Source organism: Janthinobacterium aestuarii (assembly GCF_046113285.1).
In the GTDB taxonomy this organism is placed as follows: Bacteria; Pseudomonadota; Gammaproteobacteria; order Burkholderiales; family Burkholderiaceae_D; genus Janthinobacterium.
This window is the reverse complement of record NZ_CP142524.1, coordinates 4,866,125-4,883,650: the sequence shown is the minus strand read 5'-3', so window position 1 is coordinate 4,883,650 and position 17,526 is coordinate 4,866,125. Positions and strand designations below refer to the sequence as shown.

At 64.2% G+C, this 17,526-nt stretch carries 17 protein-coding genes; 5 read left to right on the top strand and 12 right to left on the bottom strand.

Annotation, left to right across the window (positions count from 1 at the left end; translation table 11 throughout):
* Window positions 1-17: 17 nt before the first annotated feature.
* Window positions 18-1,139 (top strand): acyltransferase family protein, encoded by a 1,122-nt coding sequence (locus tag OX462_RS22025; protein ID WP_409027050.1) that lies wholly within the window; start codon window positions 18-20, stop codon window positions 1,137-1,139.
* Here the strand turns inward: OX462_RS22025 and OX462_RS22020 are convergent.
* From OX462_RS22020 to OX462_RS21970, 11 genes are all read right to left on the bottom strand, one after another.
* A complete protein-coding gene (locus OX462_RS22020) occupies window positions 1,136-2,335 on the bottom strand; it encodes a DUF5009 domain-containing protein (RefSeq protein WP_409027049.1) in 1,200 nt (399 codons plus the stop codon). The genes OX462_RS22025 and OX462_RS22020 overlap by 4 nt on opposite strands.
* A gap of 80 nt (window positions 2,336-2,415) precedes the next feature.
* Complete coding sequence (locus OX462_RS22015) at window positions 2,416-3,720, bottom strand: tetratricopeptide repeat protein (protein WP_070313689.1); 1,305 nt, start codon at window positions 3,718-3,720, stop codon at window positions 2,416-2,418.
* A 159-nt stretch (window positions 3,721-3,879) separates the two neighbouring features.
* Window positions 3,880-5,013: an ABC transporter ATP-binding protein gene (locus tag OX462_RS22010; RefSeq protein WP_070313690.1), complete on the bottom strand. Its 1,134-nt coding sequence runs from the start codon at window positions 5,011-5,013 to the stop codon at window positions 3,880-3,882.
* 14 nt (window positions 5,014-5,027) lie between these two features.
* Window positions 5,028-6,362, bottom strand: a complete 1,335-nt coding sequence (locus OX462_RS22005) for an MFS transporter (protein ID WP_409027048.1) — start codon at window positions 6,360-6,362, stop codon at window positions 5,028-5,030.
* Window positions 6,363-6,388: 26 nt separating this feature from the next.
* Window positions 6,389-7,225 carry a carbohydrate ABC transporter permease gene (locus tag OX462_RS22000; RefSeq protein WP_409027047.1) on the bottom strand — a complete coding sequence of 279 codons (837 nt, stop codon included), beginning with the start codon at window positions 7,223-7,225 and terminating at the stop codon, window positions 6,389-6,391.
* 13 nt (window positions 7,226-7,238) lie between these two features.
* Complete coding sequence (locus OX462_RS21995; RefSeq protein WP_409027046.1) at window positions 7,239-8,108, bottom strand: carbohydrate ABC transporter permease; 870 nt, start codon at window positions 8,106-8,108, stop codon at window positions 7,239-7,241.
* 7 nt (window positions 8,109-8,115) lie between these two features.
* Window positions 8,116-9,372: an ABC transporter substrate-binding protein gene (locus OX462_RS21990; protein WP_409027045.1), complete on the bottom strand. Its 1,257-nt coding sequence runs from the start codon at window positions 9,370-9,372 to the stop codon at window positions 8,116-8,118.
* Between the two features lie 88 nt (window positions 9,373-9,460).
* A complete protein-coding gene (locus OX462_RS21985) occupies window positions 9,461-10,474 on the bottom strand; it encodes an SIS domain-containing protein (RefSeq protein WP_409027044.1) in 1,014 nt (337 codons plus the stop codon).
* Window positions 10,464-11,576, bottom strand: coding sequence for an N-acetylglucosamine-6-phosphate deacetylase (nagA, locus tag OX462_RS21980; protein ID WP_070221836.1), 1,113 nt, complete (start codon window positions 11,574-11,576; stop codon window positions 10,464-10,466). Before nagA ends, OX462_RS21985 begins: the two co-directional genes overlap by 11 nt.
* Window positions 11,573-12,307, bottom strand: a complete 735-nt coding sequence (locus tag OX462_RS21975) for a GntR family transcriptional regulator (RefSeq protein ID WP_070221876.1) — start codon at window positions 12,305-12,307, stop codon at window positions 11,573-11,575. Before OX462_RS21975 ends, nagA begins: the two co-directional genes overlap by 4 nt.
* Window positions 12,308-12,309: 2 nt before the next feature.
* Window positions 12,310-13,182: a glucosamine kinase nucleotide-binding domain-containing protein gene (locus OX462_RS21970; protein WP_070292152.1), complete on the bottom strand. Its 873-nt coding sequence runs from the start codon at window positions 13,180-13,182 to the stop codon at window positions 12,310-12,312.
* A gap of 348 nt (window positions 13,183-13,530) precedes the next feature.
* Here OX462_RS21970 and OX462_RS21965 point away from each other — a divergent pair, with 348 nt between their 5' ends.
* Window positions 13,531-13,818 (top strand): hypothetical protein, encoded by a 288-nt coding sequence (locus tag OX462_RS21965; RefSeq protein ID WP_034759823.1) that lies wholly within the window; start codon window positions 13,531-13,533, stop codon window positions 13,816-13,818.
* 51 nt (window positions 13,819-13,869) lie between these two features.
* On the opposite strand, the gene OX462_RS21960 is transcribed toward OX462_RS21965, so the two are convergent.
* Complete coding sequence (locus OX462_RS21960) at window positions 13,870-14,148, bottom strand: hypothetical protein (RefSeq protein ID WP_139143662.1); 279 nt, start codon at window positions 14,146-14,148, stop codon at window positions 13,870-13,872.
* A 417-nt stretch (window positions 14,149-14,565) separates the two neighbouring features.
* Between OX462_RS21960 and OX462_RS21955 the strand changes: the two genes are divergently transcribed.
* From OX462_RS21955 to OX462_RS21945, 3 genes are read left to right on the top strand one after another with little or no spacing between them, the layout of a single operon-like run.
* Window positions 14,566-15,090, top strand: coding sequence for a hypothetical protein (locus tag OX462_RS21955; protein ID WP_070313696.1), 525 nt, complete (start codon window positions 14,566-14,568; stop codon window positions 15,088-15,090).
* A gap of 51 nt (window positions 15,091-15,141) precedes the next feature.
* Window positions 15,142-16,773 carry an ExeA family protein gene (locus tag OX462_RS21950; protein WP_409027043.1) on the top strand — a complete coding sequence of 544 codons (1,632 nt, stop codon included), beginning with the start codon at window positions 15,142-15,144 and terminating at the stop codon, window positions 16,771-16,773.
* 2 nt (window positions 16,774-16,775) lie between these two features.
* Window positions 16,776-17,480, top strand: a complete 705-nt coding sequence (locus OX462_RS21945) for a general secretion pathway protein GspB (RefSeq protein ID WP_409027042.1) — start codon at window positions 16,776-16,778, stop codon at window positions 17,478-17,480.
* Window positions 17,481-17,526: the final 46 nt, after the last annotated feature.

The following is a 17,526-nucleotide window of genomic DNA, read 5'->3' as shown; positions in this document are numbered from 1 at the left end:
TTTTGAATTGTTTGACCATGACTATTGCTTCTCAACGCTACCTCGCCCTCGACGTCCTGCGCGGCCTGACCGTCGCCCTGATGATCGTCGTCAATACGCCTGGCGACTGGGGCGCCGTGTATGCGCCTTTCCTGCATGCCGAATGGCATGGATTTACCCTCACGGACCTGGTCTTTCCCAGCTTTTTGTTTGTCGTCGGCAATGCGCTGGCCTTTGCGCTGGGCAAGTATGAACACCTGGGACACGGCGCCGTGCTGGCCCGGCTGTGCAAGCGCAGCGCGCTGATCTTTCTATTGGGCTTTTTGCTGTACTGGTTTCCCTTCTTCAAGATCGACGACGCGGGCCAGTTCGCCTGGTCGCCGTTGTCGCACACGCGTATTCCCGGTGTGCTGCAGCGTATCGCCGTGTGCTATCTGGCCGCCGCCCTGATCCTGCATTACGGGAAGACGCGCGGCGCGCTCGTCTTCAGCGCCTGCGCCTTGCTCGGCTACTGGGCCATCCTGGCCTGTTTTGGCGACTACAGCCTGCACGGCAATGCGCCGGCCAAGCTGGACCTGATCCTGCTGGGCGACAGCCATTTGTACCACGGCGAAGGCATCGCCTTCGACCCGGAAGGTATCCTCGGCACCTTGCCGTCCATCGTCAATGTGATTGCCGGCTACCTGGCGGGCAGCTTCGTGCGCCAGGCGGCGCCGGCACGGCTGCGCTCCAGCTTGTATCAACTGGCCGTGGCCGGCGTCATCTGCGTGGCCGTGGCCCTGTGCTGGAATGAAGTGTTTCCGATCAATAAGAAGCTGTGGAGCAGCTCTTATGTGATGCTCGGCATCGGCCTGGACTTGCTGCTGCTGGCGCTGCTGATGTTCGTCATCGACGTGCGCAAGAGCACGGGCTGGACGTATTTTTTTGAAGTCTTCGGCAAGAACACCCTGTTCATCTACCTGGTGTCGGAAGTGCTGGTGATCATCGCGTTTACCGTGCGCATCGGCGGCGGCAACCTGTACCAGTGGCTGTACCAGCACTGGTTCACGGGCTGGGCGCCGGCGCGCATGGCTTCCTTGCTGTTTGCCGTCAGCTTCATGCTGCTGTGCTGGCTGATCGCCTATGCCATGGACAAGTGCAAGATCTATATCAAGGTCTAGAACTTCAGTTTTAATCCGTAGCGCGTGGCCAGCGCGGTGAAGGCCAGCATCAGGGCGGTGACGGCGGCGGCATTCCACAGGCCGGCCGCGCCGCCCGTTTCCAGCCAGGGCCACCAGAAGCGCGGCAGGTGCAGCACGGCCGCCAGCTGCTGCCACAGGTCGGGCACGATGTAGGCGAACAGGGCGTTGGTGCCGGCAGGCACGAGCACCACGGCCCAGGCGCGCCAGCGCCACACGTCGATGACGACATAAAACATGAGGAACAGGGCCAGGATGAGGGCGCTGCACACGAGTGTGTACGATTCCGTGGCCGCGATCTTGTTGATGTGGTGATACGGCCGCAGCAGCAGGCCGGCCGCCAGCAAGCCCAGCGCGAACCACGCCATGAAACGGATGCGCTGCCCATGGCGCAGGGCGGCACCGCGCAGGAACAGCTGGCCCACCAGGGTGCCGGCCAGCACATTGGCGGCCGTCGAACCGAGCACCTGCGGCACGTTGACGAAGGCGTTGACGCCTGCCGGCAGGAAATCGAGGCTGCCCGCCGTGCCCCCCATGTACAGCACGATCAGCAGGGAAAACACGCCCATCAGCGCCGTGCCGCTGCCCCGGCACGCCAGGTACAGCAGGCTGCACAGCAGGTAGGACCAGCCTATCATGCCGAGGATGCCCCACCACGACGGCTGCAGCCAGGTGCTGGAAAATTCGCTGTTCAGCTCTCCGCGGAACGTCGCCAGCAGGAACAGCATCAGCGCGCCGCCCACGGCTAGCGCCAGCTTGCACGCGCCCTGGCGCCACAGCAGCATCATGGCGACGTAAAACAGCAGGAAATACAGGGCGTGCGGCAGCGGCGCCGCCTGCGCATCGTAGCGGTAGGCATTCGCCAGTACCACGCCGGCCAGCATCAGACTGGCGGAGCGCCACAGCAGGCGTCCCAGCAGGGCGGGCGTGACGTGGCCGCAATGGCGCTGCAAGGCCAGCGGTATGGCCATGCCGACCATGAACAGGAAGCCGGGAAAGACCAGGTCGGGCAAGGTGATGCCGTCGGCGCGAGGACCCGCATGCTCGAGCCACCAGGCGATGCCGGGCATGCCGGCCAGATAGTTGACCCAGATCATGACGACGATCACGCAGCCGCGGAACGCGTCCAGGCTGGTCAATCGTTCAGGTACAGGTGCGGAGGCGGTGGCTGGCGGCATGGGGGAGTGAAAAAGGTCGAAAAAAAAGCAGCCCCGGCGTGAGCCGGGAACTGCCTTGCGCATGCTGGCGGGAACGGGAATTACTGTGCCGCTGCTGCCGGTGCCGCCGTTGCCGTGGCAGGACGGTTCAGCCACAGGATCCAGTAGCGTGCCAGGTCGCCCACGCCGTCGCCGCCCTTGACCGTTTCCAGGACCTTGATGGCGTCATCTTTCTTGCCAGCCATGGCGTAGGAATAACCGAGGCGCAGCTTGGCGTCTTCAGGACGCTTCAGGCCGCCCTTGGCGATGCCTTTCTGGATCAGGTCGATACCTTTGTCGAACTGGTCCATCGTCACGAAGGCGTAGCCGAGGTTGATCAAGCCCGTGCCATCCTTGCTCTTCATGGCCGACGCTTCGCCGCTGGCGATGTTCTTCGCATCGTCGGCGGCAGCCTTGTTGGCCTGGTCGCGCAGTTTCTTGTGCTTGGCGGCATTCGCGCCCGTGCCCAGTACGCCTTTGGCAAAGCCCGCGTCCAGCACTTTTTTCGCTTCCGTCGGGAAGGCGTTCTGCAGAGCGATTTCAGCCATGTCGCTGTAATCTTGCGGCGGCATGGTGCCCACGGCCTTGAATTGCAGGCGCAGCACGTCGAGCGCGAAGCGGTCGGAATAGCCGGCCTTGCCTTGCGTGCGGCTCAGCAGATCGCTCCAGTAGTCATCCGACGGGTAGTAGCGCACCAGGTTTTCCATGGCGACCAGGTAGGTGGCCGGGTCCTTGCTTTTCGAACCCGTGTTGGCCAGCAATTGCAATTCTTCGATGGTCGGCGTCTTGCCCGCTTGCTGCTTGGCTGTCAGGTCGGCCATCAGTTCCTGTTTCGCGCGCGCGAAATCATTGCTGAAGTAGTAGGCGCGGATGATGTACGGGCGCATGGTGGTCACGTCGCCTGTTTCCGTTTGGTAACGGGTGAACCACTTGATGGCGTTCGGATAATCCTTGGCGTTGTAGTGGTAGTTGGCCAGCGCCTGGATGAAGTCGCCCTGGGCTTTCTTGTCCAGTTTGCCTGATTCGATGACCGCTTCCAGCGCCGTCATGGCCATCGGTGCATTGTTGGTGGTCGACGCCAGCGCCACGCGCAGGCGGTTCAGCACGAACGTTTCATACGGCGTCAGGGCGGGAATGGCGGCAGCCTGGTCGATGCGGCTTTGTACGTCGGCGTAGTTTTTCGCATCCATCGATGCCTTCACGGCAACCGGATCGAGCAGCTTGAACACTTCGGGACGTACCGAATCGGCTGGCGCGGCAGCGGCGGCGGCTGGCTTGGCATCCTGCGCGTGCGACAGGGCTGGCAGGACATTGAGGCCGATGGCGGCCAGGAGCAAGCTAAGACGGGCAAGACGGAATTGGGACATGGGTTATCCTTCAATCAATAACAAAAATACGCTCCGGTACTGGTTGCCGCAACAGGGTGCGGCGGCATTTGCCGGGGGCAGGGAATCTAAAAAAACACGTATTCTGCCATCCTGACCGCACAAGTCAAAGGGCGGCAGCATGGTAAACAACGGCTATTGTCACATAAACGGCTGGGCTGGAGCGCCAAACGTGCGCGCCAGGGCTTGCCCTTTGGCATCGAACAGCAGGCAGCGCTGCGGCGGCAGATGCAGGCGCATGGCGTCGCCCGCCTGGCGCAAGCCTTCCTCGGCCGGCAGCTTGACGGCCAGCATCTCGGTCACGCCCCGCATGCTGGCGTAAACGATGGCCACGTCGCCCAGGTATTCGACATGGCTGACGGTGGCGTCGACGACGTTGTTGTTCGCCATTGCCCCATCCTGCAGGCTGACATGCTCGGCCCGCACGCCCAGGGTCAGCTGGTTGCCCGGCGCCACAGCGTCACCTTGCGCCTCGATGTCGATCACGGCGCCGCCAGGCAGGCGCACGGCCACCGAGCCGGGGCCGCAGGCCACGGCCTCGCAGGCGATGAAGTTCATCTTCGGCGCGCCGAGGAAGCCGGCGACGAACAGGTTGCCGGGATTGTTATACAACTCGTGCGGACTGCCCACCTGCTCGATGCGCCCGCCGTTGAAGACGACGATGCGCTCGCCCAGGGTCATGGCTTCGACCTGGTCGTGCGTGACGTAGATCATGGTCGTCTTCAATTCCTGGTGCAGGCGCGAAATTTCCACGCGCATCTGTACGCGCAGCGAGGCATCGAGGTTCGACAGCGGTTCGTCGAACAGGAAGACCTTGGGCTTGCGCACGATGGCGCGGCCGATGGCCACGCGCTGGCGCTGGCCGCCCGACAGGTCCTTCGGCTTGCGTTTCAACAGTGGCGTGATCTGCAGGATGTCGGCCGCGCGCTCGACGGCGGCGCGCACCTCGGCCTTTTTATGTCCGGCCAGGGAGAGGGCGAAGGCCATATTCTCGTACACCGTCATGTGCGGATACAGGGCGTAGCTCTGGAAGACCATGGCCAGGCCCCGCTCGGCCGGCGCGATATCGTTGGCCAGCTGGCCGCCGATATGCAGCTCGCCGTCCGTGATGTCTTCCAGCCCGGCGATCATGCGCAGCAGGGTCGATTTGCCGCAGCCGGACGGCCCCACGAAGACGACGAATTCACCGTCGCGGATATCGAGGTCGATGCCGTGGATGACGGGGTGCTTGTCGTCGTACAGCTTGACGATGTTCTTTAAAACGATGTGTGCCATGGGTTGTGCGATTCCTAGCTGGCGCTGGCCGGCGCGGACGTGGCGCCGGCGTCAGACGGGTCGGAGGTATCCTTCGGGCCGATGCGCATGAAGCGCGACAGGATCAATACGGGCACGGCCGACACCAGCACCCACAGGAAAAAGGTCTTGTAGCCGAGCGCCGTCTGGATGTCGCCGCTGATCATCTTGAACAGCACGAAGCCCAGCTGCATCACGCCGGTGGCGAACGCATAGTGGGCCGTCTGGTACTTGCCGACAGAAACCACCTGCATCATGAACAGGATCAGGCCGACGAAGCCGAAGCCATAGCCGAACATTTCCACGCTGAGCGCGGCCGTGATCAGGGTCAGGTCGGTCGGCATGCTGTGGCTCAGGTAGTAGAACACCAGGTTCGGCAAGTTCATGGCCAGGATCAGGAAAAACATGGCGCGCTTCAGGCCCAGCCACGACGTGAAGTAGCCGCCGCCTATGCTGCCCAGCAAAAAGGCCACGGTGCCGGCCGTGCCGTACACGGCGCCCACTTCCGTCGTCGACAGGCCGAGTCCCCCCAGTTCGCGCGCTTCACGCAGGAACAGCGGGCCGATGGTCTGCACTTGCGCCTCGCCCGCGCGGAACAGGATGATGAAGGCGATCATGCCCCAGATGCCGGGCTTTTTCAGGAAGTCCACCAGCACGTCCCACAGGGTGCGGCTGATGCCCGCCACGCTCTTGTCGGCCACGGCCGCGTTGCGCACCTGCGGCAGCGCCCACAGGTGGTAGGCGGCCAGCGACAGCATCATGGCGCCGATGATCAGGAAGATGACCGACCAGGCGGGCTGGATGCCGATTTTTTTCTCCAGGTAGCCGGCCAGGATCACCAGGCCGCCCAGCGAGATGAATTTGCCCGCGTTGAAGAAGGCGCCTTGCCAGCCCGCGTAGGCCGCCTGCTGCTTGTCCGACAGACTGGCGATATACAGGCCGTCGCAGACGATGTCGTGCGTGGAAGACGCCAGCGCGGCGACGAACAGCACGGCGACGCAGGCGGCGAACCACAGCGGCGTCTGCAGGGCCAGCGCGATCAGGCCCAGGCTCAGGCCGCCGAGGAACTGGAACAGCACCACCATGGTCTTCTTGCTCGACGCCAGTTCCAGGAAGGGGCTCCACAGCGACTTGAAGACCCAGGCAAAGCCGATCAGGCCCGTCCAGCGGGCGATCTGGTCGTTCGGCACGCCCATGCTCTTGAACATCAGGCCGGCCACCAGGGCCACGGCGTAGAACGGCAAGCCCTGGGCGAAGTACAAGGTGGGCACCCAGCTGATCGGGCTGCGTACTTTTTTGTTGATGTTGGTGCTGATGCGCGTGTCGTGCATGGAGGCTTCCTTATCGAGAGACGTTTTCATTTGACTGCGCCGTCCATGCCGCGCATGAAGAAGCGTTGGGTAAACAGGAAGGCGAGCAGGGTCGGCACGATGGTGATCAATGTGCCGGCCGCGATCACGCGCGTGCTGCTGCCGAAGGTGCCGCGCAAATACAGCACGCCCACCGACAGGGGGAATTCATCGGGCTTGCTCATGACGATGGAAGGCCAGATGTACTCGTTCCACGATTCGACGGCCGTCAGGATGCCGACGGTGGCCAGCCATGGCGTAATCAGGGGCAGCATGATGCGGCTGAAGATGACCCACTCGGACGCGCCATCGACCCTCGCCGCGTCGATCAGGTCTTGCGGCACTTCCTCGAACGCCTGCTTGAGCAGCAAGATGGCCACGGCCGTCACCACGTTGGGCAGGATCACGCCCGTGTAGGTGTCGACCAGGCTCATTTGCGTGATGGTGATGAAGTTGACGAGGAAGTTCACCTCGGACGGCAGCACCAGGGTGGCCAGGATCAGGCCGAACACGAGTTTGCGGCCACGGAATTTCAGGCGCGCCAGCGGATACGCGGCCAGGGAACACAGCAGCAGTTTCCAGAACACGGTGAACACGGCGATCAGCACGGAGTTCTTGAAGAACGACCAGATGGGAATCGCGTTGAACACTTCGATGAAGTTCTCGAAGGACGGCGCCTTCGGCCAGAAGGTGGGCGGGAAGGCGAAGATATTGCCTTGCGTGGAAATGGCCGTCACCAGGGTCCACCAGAACGGGAAGACGCAGACGAGGGCGATCGCGCACAGCACGGCATAGTGGCCCAGTATGTGCAGGCGCTTTTTCAGGGGGCGGGAACGGGTTGTCATGGTCATTGCCCTGTCAGCGGTGCTTCGGTTTGAGGTAGCGCAGGCACAGCAGGGCGATGGCGATGCAAAACAGCGAGACGACGAAGCTGGCCGCCAGCGCGCGCGGCAGTTTCAAGTGCTTCAAGCCCTGGTCATACGCGTAATACAGCGCCGTGAAAGTGGAATTCATCGGGCCGCCCTGGGTCAGCACGTCGACTTCCTGGTACGCCTTCAAGGCCGCCAGCACGGACAGGATGGAGCACAGCATGATGGTCGGGCGCAGCATCGGCACCGTGATCTTCCAGAAGCGCTGCCAGCGGTTGGCGCCGTCGAGCATGGCCGCTTCCTGCATGTCCGACGGTATCGATTGCAGGGCCGCGAGGTACATCACCATGTACCAGCCCAGGCCCCGCCACAGGGTGACGAACATCACGGCAAACAGGGCCAGGCTGTCGTTCGTCAGCCAGCCCACGGGCGCGTTCACCAGTTTTAACGTCATCATCACGTAATTGAGCGCCCCCTGTTCGTGGAACATGAAGCCCCACATGATGCCGACCACGGACACGGTGGTCACCACGGGCACGTAGAAGGCGGCGCGGAACAAACGGATGCCGGGCAGCCGGTTGTTCACCAGCACGGCGAGGGTGATGGCGCCCACCTGCACGAAGGGCACCATCAGCAAAAACATCAGCGAGTTTTTCAGGCCCGAGACGAACATCTCGTTGTTGAAAATGTAGCGGAAGTTATCGAGGCCGACGAAGCGCGTCTCGCGTATCAGGCTGTAGTCGGTGAAGGCCAGCACGGAGCCGTAGCCGACGGGCCAGAAGGAAAAGGCGGCCAGCAGCAGCAGGGCCGGGGCGAGGAACAACCAGGCTTGCACGGTATGGCGGTGGGCGAGTTTCATGGTGTCCTTAGTGGCGCGGCAGGGTGGCCAGCTTGCGGTTCCAGATGGCGACGGCCTGGTCGAGCGCCTGCTTCACGTCCTGCTTGCCCGTCACGCCCGCCTCGACGGCCTTCACCAGCGAGCGGCGCAGTTCGTCGTAGTCGTCGATGCCGGCCACGTACAGCGTGCGCGAGTGGCCCATCGACAGGGCGCCGGCGGCCACGGCCTTTTCGGCCGCGCCCGCGTTTTGCGGCGTGGACAGAAAAAACGGGTCGGCCGCCGCTTTCACGGTGGTGGGGAAGACGCTGGCCTGGCGCGCGAAGGCCAGCTGGTTTTCGTCGTTCGTCAGGAAGCGCGCGAACTTGCCCACCGAGGGCAGCTGGCGCGCCGGCACGCCTTTCGGGATGGCGAAGTGCACGAGCCAGCCGCCGTCGGCGATGCCGGTGGGACCCAGCGGCGCGGGCGCCACGTCGGTGATGGCGTAGATATCTTTCGCGTCGCCGCGGATGCGCTGCATGGCCGTGGGCGGCGCCAGCAGCATGCCCAGGCGGCCGCCCTTGTAGGCGTCGATCACGGCGGGAAAATTGTCTTCGGCGAACAGGCTTTCCTTCAGCAGGCCGCCGACCTTGTAGGTGTCGGCCAGTTTCTGCACCAGCGCCACGTGCTGCGGCGAATTGAAGACGGCGCGGTTGTCGGTGATGACGGCCAGGCCCTGCTGCATGAACAGGCCGTCGATCTTCGAGAGGGCGGGGGCGATGCCGGCCTTGCCCGTGCGTTGCGCGATCTGGCGCGCGAACGCCAGTTGTTCATCGAGGCTGGCGGGGCCGCGCGTGAGCCCGGCCTGTTTGAAAATGACGGTATTGAAGGCGATCACCGCGACATTGCTGTACATGGGAAAACCGTAGGTGCGGCCCTTGAAGCGCAAGTCGTCCAGGGCGCTGGGAATGTAGCTGGCGCGCGCAGGCGCGATCAGGCCATCGACTTGTGTGAGCAAGCCGTCGCGCGCAAATTCGTCGGCCCAGGGCACGTTCAGGCTGACCAGGGCGGGCGGCGTGCCGGCCACGATGCGCGTGACCAGCTTGGTCTGGATGACGTCCCACGGGAAGTCGATCCATTCGATTTTGACACCGGGATTCTGCGCCTCATAGCGCGCCACCACCGCATTGAAATACGGCGTGAACTTGGGCTTCATGCTGAAGGTCCAGAATTCGATTTTCTCGGCAGCCCATGCCTGCGGCGCGAGCAGACCCGCGCAGACAAACACTGCCAACAGTCTCTTGATCATTATTATTATCCCTGCCAGTGGCCCCGCAAGTGCCGGGGTCGGACCCTCAGGGTCCGACCCCAGTCTTCGCTTTCGGGTTGGGTATTGCTTAGTTTGTTTTTGTTACTTTGCTCAAGTGACGCGGCGCATCCGGGTCCATGCCGCGCGCGGCCGACAGTTTTGCCGCCATCACATAGAAGGACTGGATGGCGACGATCGGGTCGAGATCGGGCGTGGCCGCCACGGGCAGGGTCAGGTCGCGTTCGGCCACGTCGGCGGGTGCCGCCAGCAGGACCTTGGCGCCGCGGCCGCGCATTTCCGTGGCCAGCTGCAGCAGGCCGGCCTGGGTCGGGCCGCGCGTGGCGAAAATCAGCAGCGGGTAGCCGTCTTCGATCAGGGCCATCGGGCCGTGCTTGATTTCGGCGCCGCTGAAGGCTTCGGCCTGCAGGGCCGAGGTTTCCTTGAATTTCAGGGCCGACTCCAGCGCCACGGGGAAGCTGATGCCGCGTCCCACGACCATGATGTTGCGGGCCGGCGCCAGCACGTCGATGGCGGGCGACCAGTCGACGCGGGTCGCTTCGAGCAGCGCTTCGGGCAGCGCTTCCAGCCCTCCCAACAGCTCGGGATCGTTCTGCCACTGGGCCACCATGCGCGCACCGGCGACCAGGCTGGTGATGAAGCTCTTGGTGGCGGCGACGCTTTGTTCCTTGCCGGCGCGCAGGGGCATGGCCCATTCGGCGGCGTGCGCCAGCGGCGAATCGATGTCGTTGACGAGGGCCACGGTGGTGGCGCCGCCATCGCGGAAGTAGCGGATCGGTTCGACCACGTCCGGGCTCTGGCCCGATTGCGAGATCGAGATGGCCAGGGTATCGCGCGTCACCAGCGGCGATTTGTTCAGGGTGACCAGCGACATCGGCAGGGATGCCACGACGCGGCCCAGGCGCGCCATGATCAGGTAGGCGACGTAGTTGCAGGCGTGGTCGGAGCTGCCGCGCGCGATGGTCAGCGCGGTCGAGAACGAGGTGCTCCTCAATTTGCGGCCCAGTTCCGCGTAGCGTTCCGTGTCGCTGGTCAGTTGCAGGGCGACGCATTCGGCGGCGGAAACGGCTTCTTTAAGCATCATTGAGGTCACAGATTTCTCCTTCTATATACACAGCTTTGAGTTTGAGATCGCGATCGAGTACCACCAGATCGGCGTAAGTGCCGGGGGCCAGCCGGCCGCGTTCTTCCAGGCCCAGGTAATCGGCGGCGTTGGTCGACACGCGCTTGGACGCGTCGGCCAGGTCCAGTCCCAGTCCCACCAGGTTGCGCAGCGCCTGGTCCAGGGTCAGGGTGCTGCCCGCCAGCGTGCCGTCGGGCAGGCGCACGCCGCCCATGCATTTCTGCACGGCGTGGCGGCCCAGCATGTATTCGCCGTCCGGCATGCCGGTGGCGGCCGTCGAATCGGTGACGCAGTACAGGCGCGGGATGGCGCGCAGGGCCACCTTGATGGCGCCCGGATGCACGTGCAGCAGGTCGGGGATCAGCTCCGCGTATTCGGCGTGCGCCAGGGCGGCGCCGACCATGCCCGGCTCGCGGTGATGCAGGCCGCTCATGGCGTTGAACAGGTGCGTAAAACCCATGGCGCCGTGTTCCAGTGCGGCCACGCCGTCTTCATAGGAGCCCAGCGTGTGGCCGATCTGCACGCGCACGCCGGCGTCGGCCAGGGCGCGCACCAGCTCCAGGTGGCCGGCGATTTCCGGCGCCACGGTGATGACGCGCAGCTTGGCCAGGGTTTGCAGGCGCTCGATTTCCGCCAGCGTGGCGGCGCGCGCGTAGTTCGGCTGCGCCCCGAGCTTGCCGGAATTGATGTACGGGCCTTCCAGGTGGGCGCCCAGCACGCGCGCCGTGTTCGGGCGGCGGTGCCTGGCGGCGATGCCGATGGCCGTCAAGGCCATGTCGATGTCTTCCGGCGGCGCCGTCATGGTGGTGGCCAGCAGGCTGGTGGTGCCGTGGCGCGCATGGATGGCCGCGATGGTGTAGACGGCTTCGCCGCCTTCCATGATGTCCTTGCCGGCGCCGCCGTGCACGTGCAGGTCGATGAAGCCGGGCAGAATATAGTCGTCGCTGTTGCCCGACGGGTGGACGGAATCGCCGGTGATGCTGTCGACTTTTTCGCCGAAGGCGATGGCGCCGTGGATCCAGCCGCCGGGGGTAAGGATATTGCCTTTGATAGTGCTGCTCATCTGCGCGACTCCGCTACGAATTCATAATAATCACTGCGGCAATACGAGTGGGTCAGTTCCACCGCTGCGCCGTTGTCGAGATAACTGACACGGGTGATGTGCAGCATGGCTTCACCCGTCTTGATATTGGCCAGCTTGGCCTGTTCCGCCGTGGCGTTGACGGCGCGGATATGCTGCAGCGCGCGCATCGGGATGGTGCCGCGCGACTCCAGGTAGCCGTACAGCGAATCGGTCACCTGCTGCGGGTCCGGCATGTACAGTGCGGGGATGGTGGTCGTCTCGATCGCCATCACCACTTCGTCGGCCGTGCGCAGGCGGCGCAGGCGCGCCACCGGCATGTGCGGCGACAGTCCCAGCGACAGCAGTTCCAGCGGCGCGGCCGAGCCGATGTCGCGCTGCAGCCAGCGCGAGCCTGCCGTAAATCCCCGCTGGCGCAATTCTTCCGAAAAGCTCGTCAGGCGCGACAGCGGCTGCTCCAGCTTGGGCGTGATGTAGGTGCCCGAGCCGCGCTTGCGTGTCAGCATGCCCCGGTCGCACAGCATGTCGATGGCCTTGCGCGCCGTCACGCGCGAAATTTCGAGGAGCTCCGACAGCACGCGCTCGGAAGGCAAGGCCTGGTTGGCGCGCCAGTCGCCGCTGGCGATGCCGTCCGACAGCATGTTCGCCAGCTGCATGTAGAGCGGCGTGTCGCTGGCGGGATTCGGTTTGAAGGCGGACAGTTTGGCCAGCATGGTCATTGCTCCTGCAAGTGCTTGCGTATCAGGCGCAGACCGCCTGCGGCCGAGTCGCCCTGTGCCGGCACGACCAGTTGCAACAGTTCCGCCGGCAGGTAGCTCGACAAGGGCGCCGCCAGGCCGCCGCACAGTGCCACGGGCAAGGCGCCGGCCGGATCGAGCGCCCTGGCGATGAGGGCGATCTGCTGGCCCGCGTCGGTCAGGATGCTGCGCGCCACGGCGTTGCTGGCCGCGTGTTCGAGCACCAGCCGCGCCAGTTGCGCGAAATTGGTCTGGCTGGCGGCGGCCAGCCACACTTGCATGGCGTCGCGCTGGCCGCCGCAGGCGTCGATGACGGCCGTGGCGAAGGCGCTGCCGGGCACGCGGCCGTCAACCACTTGCTGCGCATGGTTGATGGCGCGCATACCGATCCAGGCGCCGCCCGCCTCGTCGCCGGAAGGAAAGCCCCAGCCGCCCACTTCATGGCGGCTGCCGTCCGCGTGCAGCACTTCGCCCACGCTGCCGGTGCCGATGGCAACGATGGCGCCCGGCTGGCCCGCATGCGCGCCCAGCAGGGTGGTCAGGGCATCCGATTCGAGTGCGACTGCGGCATAGCCGGGATTGTGTTCGACGAAGCTGGCCGCCCACTGCTTGTTGTGCACGCCGGCCAGGCCCAGGCCGATGGCCATGCGCTGCAAGGAGGGTTGTTCCAGGCCGGCCGTGCGGAAGGCCAGGGTGACGGCATGCGCCACGGAGGTCCACGCCCGTTCGATGCCCAGTCCCAGGCCGGATGGGCCGCTTTGACCCTGTGCCAGTTCCTGGCCGTCGAGGCGCGCCAGGCGTACGCGGGTACCGCTTCCCCCGCCGTCGACGCCGATTATGTATTCGATCATGTTGTGCAGTCCCGCATTTGGTTGAGTGCGCCTGTCTCGGTTCTTTTATTTGTCGGGCGGCGAAAAAGCTGAAGGCACTATATTGTCGCCCCGATGGCTTGTCAACAGGTATTTAAGTGGTATTAATAAATGCGTTGCGCGATGACGCGCCATGCCCGAGGGTGTGATTGCAAGCGATTGTTAATAAAGGAGTTTTTGTGTTTCGTGAATGGTATTGAAATTGGCCTTGTTTAATGCCAATTTTTTCCAACTGGTCTGTTGTTGGCGATGCGGTATTGCTTGCATGCATGCTTGGCAAGGGGCGCCATGAAGAGTAAAGTCCGGCTTTTACACCTGAGTTGGAAGAGCATGATGAACGACAAGGCAGCAAAGAGCGAGTACTGGGACGACTGGCAGCAAGAGGCGCTGGCCGCCGGTGTGTCGGCGCCGCTGGCCGCGCTGGGCATGGAAATGATGCGCACGCACCGCAAGAACCGCTGGCCGAAGGATTTCCTGGGCCGCGAAAGCGATGGCCCGGTCATGATCGAAATGTGCCTGGAAGATGAGGCGGAAACGGAATTGTTCTTTATCGAGAACCTGTATCCCTACGATGCGGCGCTGATCGAAAAGACGCGCCGCCGTCTGTGCCTGCACTGATCGTACGCTGACGTGTGACTGGAACGGCCGCCTTGCGCGGCCGTTTTCACGTCAGTTACTGAATTTTTCGCTGCTCGTGGTGGCCCTGGCGCGCATGCGCAGGCTCAGCAGCACGATGGTGACCAGCAGCAGCGAATGTGTGCCCGGTTCATGCGAAGCGGGGGCGTGCAGGCTGGCGTCTTGCGACTGGAAACTGGCCAGGCGCGTGGCCAGGGTGGCGGGTGCCGCCTGGTAGCTGGCCTTCTGAACCGGCGCCGTGCCCGCCGCATGCGTGCTTCCAGCGGTCCAGAGCGACAGGGCCGCGCCCAGCAAGATCATTGTTCTCATCATATTCTTTATTTCCGCCGAGGGCTGTCAATCGATTACACATGGTCCCGCCGTATGCCGGCCCATGTCCTGTCCCCAGTTTGTATGCTTTCCGGCGTTGCTTATAGTGCACCGGAATGATATCTATTTATAAATTTCGTGTATTAAAACATAATAAAACAAAAATGCAAACGTCTTTTTGCAAATAAGTGCATGCGCTGCCTGTGCTTGCCGGGTGCGGTCTGTCTGTTGCATTGGGGAAATGACGTGGCATTTTCATGGGGGAGTGTCATAATGGCCCAGGCATTTCCGCCCAGGCATGGAGTAGATGATGAGCAAGGCACAGGACAGCAAGAAAGAAGCCAAGAAAGAACCGGCCAAGACCATGAAGGAAAAGAAGGAAGCCAAGAAGGTCAAGAAAGAAGAGCGCAAGCGCTGATCATGCGCGTGCGCCGTTCATTGACGCGCCCGTGGCGTGCGCCGGCCCTGCTGGCGGCGTTCGCCCTGCTGGCCGTTGGCCTGCCCGTGTCCGGCGTGCTGGCGCAGCAAAAGCCGGCGCCGTCCACGTTCGGGCAGGTGGTGGGCAATGCCGTGCTGTGCATCGACCAGATCGACAACAAAGCTTTTTATGCGTATTTGCTGACGGCCTTCGGCCCCGCCTACAAGCATGAAGGGGGCGCTTACTGGTTCCGCACGGACGCCACCTTGTGGGGCGCGCCGATTACCGACGTGATCGTCAGCGACGACACCAGTCCCCTCGTCTTCATGGGCGTGGTGGCGGACGCGACGCCGGAAAAGCTGGAGCCGGCCATCCGCGGCGCCTCGGGCCTGCGCTTCAATAAACTCGACAATTCTGCCTTTCCTGTCCGTGGTTCAATGCCTGGCAGTAAAATCGTCTACTTCCGTAGCAAGGCGAAAGTCTATTGCGCCAAATACAAGCCGTTGCCGCCCGCCCGCACCCGCTGAGGGTCTCGGCTTGCCGCCGCGCATTTTGATCGTTTCATCCGCAGGGTCTCCATGTACACGCATTATTTCCAGCTCAAGCAATCGCCGTTTTCGATCGCGCCCGATCCGCGCTACCTGTTCATGAGCGAACGCCACCGCGAAGCGCTGGCGCATTTGCTGTATGGCGTGGGCAGCGGCGGCGGCTTCGTGCTGCTGACGGGCGAAATCGGCGCCGGCAAGACCACCGTGTGCCGCTGCTTCATGGAGCAGATTCCGGAAAACTGCCAGCTCGCGTATATCTTCAATCCGAAACTGTCTGTCGAGGAATTGCTGCTGTCGATCTGCGAGGAATTCCGCATCGCCGTGGCGCCCGGCGTGGCCAGCGTGAAAGGCTATGTCGACGCCATCAATGCGCACCTGCTGGCCAGCCATGCGCAGGGCAAGAACAATGTGCTGATCATCGATGAAGCGCAAAACCTGTCCGCCGCCGTGCTGGAGCAGTTGCGTTTGCTGACCAATCTGGAGACGAGCGAGCGCAAGCTGCTGCAGATCATCCTGATCGGCCAGCCGGAATTGCGCGCCATGCTGGCCCGGCCAGAGCTGGAGCAGCTGGCGCAGCGCGTGATCGCCCGTTATCACCTCGGTTCGCTGACGGAGGACGAGACGGCCAGCTATGTCCGCCACCGCCTGGCCGTGGCGGGCAGCACTGCGCAGACGCCGTTCGCGCCCCGTTTGATGGCGCCCATCCATGCCTTGAGCAAGGGGGTGCCGCGCCGCATCAACCTGCTGTGCGACCGCGCGCTGCTGGGCGCTTACGTGGAAAACCAGCCGCAGGTGACGCGCCAGATATTGCGCCGTGCCGCCGAGGAAGTGTTTGCGGAAGAGGGCAAGCCGGCTGCCGGACGGGGCTTGCGCTGGCCGCACGTGGCCGGCGGCGTGCTGGCTGGTGCGCTGTTCACGGCCGCGCTGGCCTGGCATTTCATGCCGCACGCGCCTGCCACAGTGGCCGTGGCGAAAGCACCCGTCGCGGTGGCGCCGGCGGTGCCCGCTGCTGCACCTGTTCCCGCGCCCGCGACCGCCAGCGTGCCGGACCGCAACGCCGTGCTGCGCCACCTGGCCAGCCTGTGGGGCGAGCAATTGCCGGCCGGCGACGCCTGCCAGGCGGGCGCCCGCGCCGGCCTGCGCTGCCTGCACAGCCGGGGCGGCATCGCCGAGCTGCGCGTGCTGGACCGTCCCGCCATGCTGGCCTTGCGCGATGCGGGTGGCACGGAACAGCTGGCGCTGTTGACGCGTCTGCAGGATGACACCGCCACCTTGATGCTTGATGGCAAACAGCAAAGCCTGCCGCTGGCTCAGCTGGCGCAGCGCAGCGATGGCAGTTTCACGACCTTCTGGCGCGCCCCGCGCAGCTGGCGCGACGAAGTCCCGTTGGGCGCGCGCGGCGCCGACGTGGATTGGCTGGCGCAGCGGCTGGCGCAACAGCGGGGCTTGCCGGCGCCGGCCGCCAATCTGCCGCTCGATGCCGAGATGCAAAGCCAGCTGCGCGCTTTCCAGCAAAGCCAGAGCCTGCGGGCCGATGGCCTGGCGGGTCCGAAAACATATATACGCCTGATGCAGCTGGGTGACAATGCGGAGCCGCGCCTGAGCAGCGCAGCTCCTGCCGTGGCGGCGCCCGCTGCGACGGCGATGGTGGCGGGGAAATAAAGATGTCCTACATACTTGAAGCACTGAAAAAATCGCAGGCCGAGCGCCAACTGGGCGAGTTGCCCTCGATCCACGCACCGCAAGTGCAGCTGCACGATGCGGCCGCGTCCGGCGCTGGGCGGCGCGCGCCCGTCTGGCTGGCGCTGGGCGGCGTGACGGTGGCCGTGGCCGCCGCCCTGCTGTTCTGGCAGCCCTGGCAGGCAGGCACGGCTGCACCTGCGGCCGCTCCTGCGGTGCTGGCCCAGGCTGTGCCCGCGCCGCTGCCGGCAATCGTCCCGCCGGCAGTCCCTGTCCCTGTCCCTGTACCTGTATCCGCGCCGGCCCCCGTCACGCAAGTCACGCCCGTGCCGCCAGCGGCCACGGCCGCGCCTGTGCACCATGCCAGGCCTGTGGCGGAACCGAAGCAGGAAACGCCAGGCCAGGCGCTTCCCGTCGTCCCGGCTCCGGCTCCGTCCGTGCCGCCGCCGGCAGCCGAAGATGCCGTGCCCGGCATGCGCGACCTGCCCGAGCCGATACAGCGGCAAATCCCCCCGGTCGCCATCGGCGGCTATATCTATTCGAAGAATCCGGCGGACCGCCTGTTGCTGATCGACAAGGTCCTGCGCCACGAAGGCGAGGAACTGGCGCCCGGCCTGGTACTGGAAAAATTGCAGCCGAAAGCGGCCATCTTCAGTTTCAAGGGTTACCGCTACCGCGTGCCGTATTGAGTTGTTGTGCATCAAGGCCGGGCCCCCATAGCTGAACCATACTGGC